The organism is Psychromonas sp. MB-3u-54, from assembly GCF_002836415.1.
Classification (GTDB): Bacteria; Pseudomonadota; Gammaproteobacteria; order Enterobacterales; family Psychromonadaceae; genus Psychromonas.
Genome location: NZ_PJBP01000162.1, coordinates 1 through 5,871, shown reverse-complemented (window position 1 = coordinate 5,871; position 5,871 = coordinate 1). Strand labels below are relative to the sequence as shown.

The window sequence follows — 5,871 nt, the reverse complement described above, 5'->3', positions numbered from 1 at the left end:
CCATGATTTTATTAAAAATAATTGAACTTCATTAAAAAAATTAAATTTAACTTAAGAAATCCGCCATTTAGCCAGCCTAAAATAAAATAGTCCTGTTATCACATCGTTGATGATTAGCTGCAGGATGACTTTTTTCCTATTGTCATCGAATAGTCATAATGAATCTTTAAAGTGTTTATCATGACTCTATTTAATAATATTTATCAATACGATCTGAAACTATTAATGTGGTGTAGAAAAAGCAGTACATCTCACCATTTTATTAGTCTGGTTCGAATCACATCAAAAAGCGGTGATGGTTATTTACAACTGTTACTGCCCGCTATCTATTGGCTGATGGCAACGCAATTTTATAATCACTTTCTGATCTTAATAATGCTGACTTTTATGCTGGAGCGGCTCCTGTATTTTATTTTAAAACATACATTATGCAGACGCCGACCACCGCAAGTTATCCCTGATTTTAAAAGCATAATACAAGCATCGGATCAATTTAGTTTTCCGTCAGGTCACTCGATGGCAGCATTTACCTTAGCTGGGCTTTTTACCTTTCATTTTGGTGTTATTGCTTTGCCACTTTACATATGGGCAACTGCCGTGGCGATATCTCGCGTTATTTTGGGAGTGCATTTTCCAACCGATATTTTAGCAGGTGCATTTATAGGTACAATTTTAGTTTATATAATGGTGGCACTATGAACATACTTTATGGCATTCAGGGGACAGGAAATGGGCACGTGGCGCGGAGCAGGGTAATCGCTAAATATATAGCCGAAAGTGATGCTAACGTTACCTATTTATTCTCCGGGCGAGACAAGAATCAATATTACGAAATGGAGGTCTTTAACGATCACCTGATTCACGAAGGATTAACCTTTGTGAGTGAGGGCGGGAAAGTTAATTATTTGAAAACCGCATTAAAAAATAATTTATGGCAATTTATCAAAGATGTTTTTTCATTAGATGTTAGCGGCTATGATTTAATCATTACAGACTTTGAACCGATCACGGCCTGGGCCGCTAAATTGAGAAATAAACCGGTTATCGGGCTGGGTCATCAATATGCTTTTGGTCCCAATACACCTCTGGCCGGAGAAAATTGGCTGGCAAAATGGGTGCTCAAAAACTTTGCTCCCGCCCCATTCGGCATCGGTTTACATTGGCATCCCTATCAAGAAAATATATTACCGCCGGTTATCGACATTAATTTATCCCGTAAAATCACCCAAAATTTTATTATGGTGTATTTACCTTTTGAAGATCAATCCGAGGTGACTGATTTATTAAAGACATTTAGCGATTATAATTTTATTCTTTACGCTCCGCAGTTAACCGAAAGTCAGCATGGAAACGTATTATGGCAAAAGACCTGTTATCAAGGATTTACAGATAACTTGACTCGAACCCGAGGCGTGATTTGTAACTCTGGATTTGAATTGATCAGTGAATGTTTACACTTGGGGATTCCAATACTGGTAAAACCAATTCATGGACAAATGGAACAGCTTTCCAATGCCCTTGCACTTAAACAATTACACTTAGCAGATGTAATGCATCATTTAGATGAAGATTTAATCGGCAATTGGTTAGAGATGTTAGATGATGATATTCAACATAAACCCCAATTAATCCCTAATGTGGCAAAAGAAATTGTTGCTTTGATCATGGAAAAAAATTGGGAAAAAACAAACGAGTTGAGTAAAACTCTGTGGAAAACGCCTATATTCCAATCCCGTTGATTGATCAACCTGTAAGGAAGCTCGAAGGCTCGAAGGCTCGAAGGCTCGAAGGCTTGAAGGCTTGAAGGCTCGAAGCTCGAAGGCTCGAAGCTCGAAGGCTCGAAGCTCGAAGGCTCGAAGGCTTGAAGGCTCGAAGGCTCAAAGGCTCAAAGGCTTGAAGGCTCAAAGGCTCAAAGGCTTGAAGGCTTGAAGGCTTGAAGGCTCAAAGGCTCGCAGTTCGAAGACTCGTAGCTCGAAGACTCGCAGCTCAAAGGCTCGCAGCTCAAAGGCTCGCAGTTCGAAGACTCGTAGCTCGAAGACTCGCAGCTCAAAGGCTCGCAGCTCAAAGGCTCGCAGCTCAAAGCTCGCAACTCGCAACTCGCAACTCGAAGACTCGTAGCTCGAAGACTCGCAGCTCAAAGCTCGCAACTCGCCGCTCGAAGGCTCGCAACTCGCCGCTCGAAGCTCGAAGACTCGAAGACTCGAAGACTCGCAGCTCAATTTACCGGGATGAGTTCATCTCTAATGATCCTTTGTCAATCATCTGCAACTGTAAAATAGTACGTTTAGTTAAATCATGCCGTCTTTTTTGATCAACATCTAAGGCCTCTGCAGCTGCGCTAAAAACAATGATGATCGTTGCATTGGCTTGCAGGTAAGCAACCTCGGCATTTAACTTATTAGCTTGCTGTAAATAACCACAAAGTGCCTTTGTAAAAGAATCTATTTCACGGCTCAGTGCAGCTCTGAATACACCTGATCTTTCCTGCAATAACAAGCGAAAAATATGAGCGTATTGTTCAATGAATTCCATAAAAGTCAGCACGGATATTTTCACGACTGAACCGCCTTTTTTAATGCGCAGCCTGGCTTGAGACCTTAGTTTCTTAAGCATTAAGCCTGCTTCGTCAATCAAAATTAAACCAAGCTCATTCATATCCGAAAAATGACGATAAAATGCGTTTGGTGAGAGTCCTGCCGCTTTAGTTACTTCCCGTAAACTTAAATTTGAAAAACTGCGTTCAGCACTTAATTGAGCGAAAGCTGCATCAATTAACAGACGGCGGGTTTTTTCTTTTTGTTGTGCTCTAATGCTACTCATGACCAGACCTTTTAATAAAAACCGTTCGTTATTCCGATAGCATTCCGAAGCATATGGGTATTCCCAGTGTAGGACTGTACCAAGCAACGTGCTGAGGTTGAAGTTAAATTTTTTTAAAAAAATACGCTGCGTGCCTGATCATTATGTTAGAATAAAATCAAGGTGTACAACTGTACTCTGAGTTTTTACTTTTATTATCTTTGCTGAGTTGGAGGCGAAATGAATAAACCCCGTATTCTTTGGCTTAATGTTTTGTTCTTTTTGAGCACGTTTTTATTAGCCGCAATTGCCGTACCTTACCGTGCTATCACGCATGGTTTTGATGCGCCCGAACTTATGTTTGCCTTGTTGTGTTTTATTTTCTGCGGCATGTCAATTACAGCCGGCTACCATAGATTATGGTCACACAAAACGTATCAGGCACATTGGAGTTTACGCTTTATTTTTGCCTTAGGTGGTGCATTCGCTTTACAAAATAGCATATTGCATTGGTCATCGGATCACCGAATTCATCACAAACATGTTGATAATAATGAGAAAGATCCATATTCCGCTAAAATGGGATTTTGGTATTCACACCTTGGCTGGATGCTGCGTGAATATCATCCAACTACTTATGACGACTATAATAACGTGCGGGATTTGCAAAAAGACCCTATTGTAATGTGGCAGCATAAGCATTATTTGCTGTTAACGCTGCTGCTAAATATTGGCATACCCCTATTTTTTGGTTTATGGCATGGTGAACTAATTAACAGCATTCTATTAGTGGGTTTTTTACGTTTAGTATTAAGTCACCATACCACTTTCTTTATCAATTCCTTAGCGCATATCTGGGGGAAACAAACCTACAGTGATAAAAACACTGCAAGGGATAATGGTTATTTGGCCTTTCTTACCTTTGGCGAGGGTTACCATAACTTCCACCATGTTTTTGAAAATGATTACCGTAATGGTATCCGTTGGTGGCAGTTTGATCCGACCAAGTGGTTGATAAAAAGTTGTGAATACCTGGGACTGACCAGTAAATTACGCATCAGTCCTGAGGATCGCTTGGAAAAAGCTAAATTAGCCATGACCTTAAAGCGCAGTCAACAAAAATTAGCCGCATATCCTGATTCGGAAAAAATGCTTGAGCGTTTACAATCCGAATATGACCTGCTTATTGTTAATATAAATGAGTATTATGCCGTACATAAACAATTGTTGTCAGAAAGGAAAAAAGAACTTGTTAATGATGTTGAAAATTCAGAGTTAATGAAAACCTGTCTGGAATTAAAAAAAGGTGTAGCAGAGCAGCAACGCAGTTGGAAATCATTAACGGCTAAACTTGTTTAAGGATACCAACCGCATTAACACCAAAAGAAATTAAATTGTGCTCTTAATTAAAAAGTTAGAATGTTCATTTAAATCAACAGTTTAATGGCTTATTGTTTTTGCAGTGTGAGCATTTAATTATTTATTTTGCTATTAATGAATGTATCCCAACGTGGAATGTTTTTATCCGTAGGGTGCATTCTATGCGCCGCAAGCAGCAAAAATCGGTGCGCAGAGCGCACCCTACGAGCTAATTACCAAACGTACTAATTTTAAAGATGGCACGAAACTTTCCTATTTTTCATATCAATAAGATATCTTCATTGGTTCAAACCGTGGAATCGAGTTTAAGTATTCATTTTCTAAAAGTGACGGTGTAATGGCCAATAAACAATTGGCAAAATCGTCAATATTTCGTTAAATTTCAATTAGTTTGTCCATGCTCGTTCCTCCTTTATCTCATCTTTTTGGGTCGATTATTCTAATCTCGGAACGAGCAATTAGTTCCCTTATTCTTCAATTTTTTTGGATATGAGGTTAACGAAAATCTAATCTGACTTAACAGAATAGTGATAAGTTACATTAACCATCCCTTTATAAACAATTTCGCCTTGCTCATCCATGAACTCTTGAACGGTAACATTAGCCTCGTCATAGGTCACACTCTGCCTCTCTGCTCTATCAGCAAAAAGTAGTACGAGTGCATCACTTAATGATGCACCGGATTGCATTTTCATCAAATTTTGTAATTTTTGAAACCCAAGCGAATAGGCCTCGTCTTTTGTGTCAACTTCCGTTACATGGAGAGTCTTACTTACAATTGCATGACTATAACCAGGAAGAGCATTTGCTGCATAAGCATTAGCGCCAAATAAAAAGAGTGATAATGCCATCACCAGGGCTTTTGTCATTGTATTCATTTTTTTTGTCCTCTTTAGCTAGTCAGTGCGCAATTAGCGCGCAAGTAGTACTTTATTCACACTTTATTAGTACACTTTTAGTATAGTACTGACTGTAAATATAGTATTAACTGTCTGCAGCGGTACAGGGAGATAGTAGCGCTAAAAAGAAACTCAGCAGTGTGGGGTTCGTTACTAAATAAAGCGTATTGGGCTAGGGTCTGTTGACCTTTGGAGTACGAATTTCGTTCAATCTAAAAGTGTTCTGAGCAAGGCATGCCTCGTTCAGATAGTTATTCTATGTAAATGACGTATAACGCAGCGCAGGACGCTTTTAGATGAACCCAAAGGGCCGCATTTGTGGATACGATCGACTAGGTTATCGACTACGTTATCGCCTATTTATGTAGAATAACGACAGGTTGCAGGCTCTGCCTTGTATAAAGCACCCACAAATTGCTGCAAAATGCACACGAAAGGTCAACAGACCCTAATATATATCCTAGAATTAATACCATAATGTAAAAGTAATCGATAATAAGGGGGCAGCGCAATGGCGCATTTATGGGATCAGGCTCAATTTATCGCACCAGGTTTAATGGTGATGGTAACCAATAGTTTAGGTGATAAGTTAGGTACCGAGGCGGTAAATATTAAGACCGGTAGAGTTGAAGTAATGTGCAAGCCGCATCAGGTAACAGTGCAGAACGATGGGGATTGTTTTTGGTTAGTATCCGGCAACATGCCAAATATTGATATCAGCAAAGATGAAGCTGATTTATTAGCTAAATTACTGCAGATTGAAATTGGAATGGGTGATAAATAAAGACAGTAC

Annotated in this window: 6 protein-coding genes; 4 read left to right on the top strand and 2 right to left on the bottom strand. The window is 39.4% G+C overall.

Translation table 11 applies throughout. From position 1 onward, the window contains the following. Nucleotides 1-180 precede the first annotated feature (180 nt). Together CXF72_RS11810 and CXF72_RS11805 are read left to right on the top strand one after the other, a co-directional pair. Nucleotides 181-699, top strand: coding sequence for a phosphatase PAP2 family protein (locus CXF72_RS11810; protein WP_232784969.1), 519 nt, complete (start codon nt 181-183; stop codon nt 697-699). Further along, nucleotides 696-1,739 (top strand): MJ1255/VC2487 family glycosyltransferase, encoded by a 1,044-nt coding sequence (locus CXF72_RS11805; protein ID WP_101039215.1) that lies wholly within the window; start codon nt 696-698, stop codon nt 1,737-1,739. The genes CXF72_RS11810 and CXF72_RS11805 overlap by 4 nt, the downstream gene beginning before the upstream one ends. A 481-nt stretch (nt 1,740-2,220) precedes the next feature. On the opposite strand, the gene fabR is transcribed toward CXF72_RS11805, so the two are convergent. Then, nucleotides 2,221-2,820 carry an HTH-type transcriptional repressor FabR gene (gene fabR / locus CXF72_RS11795; protein ID WP_198552580.1) on the bottom strand — a complete coding sequence of 200 codons (600 nt, stop codon included), beginning with the start codon at nt 2,818-2,820 and terminating at the stop codon, nt 2,221-2,223. A 219-nt stretch (nt 2,821-3,039) separates the two neighbouring features. Between fabR and CXF72_RS11790 the strand changes: the two genes are divergently transcribed. Then, nucleotides 3,040-4,158, top strand: a complete 1,119-nt coding sequence (locus CXF72_RS11790) for a fatty acid desaturase (protein WP_101039214.1) — start codon at nt 3,040-3,042, stop codon at nt 4,156-4,158. A 527-nt stretch (nt 4,159-4,685) separates the two neighbouring features. Here the strand turns inward: CXF72_RS11790 and CXF72_RS11785 are convergent. Then, nucleotides 4,686-5,057 (bottom strand): DUF3316 domain-containing protein, encoded by a 372-nt coding sequence (locus CXF72_RS11785; protein ID WP_101039213.1) that lies wholly within the window; start codon nt 5,055-5,057, stop codon nt 4,686-4,688. Nucleotides 5,058-5,589: 532 nt separating this feature from the next. Here CXF72_RS11785 and CXF72_RS11780 point away from each other — a divergent pair. Then, nucleotides 5,590-5,862: a hypothetical protein gene (locus CXF72_RS11780; RefSeq protein ID WP_101039212.1), complete on the top strand. Its 273-nt coding sequence runs from the start codon at nt 5,590-5,592 to the stop codon at nt 5,860-5,862. Nucleotides 5,863-5,871 lie beyond the last annotated feature (9 nt).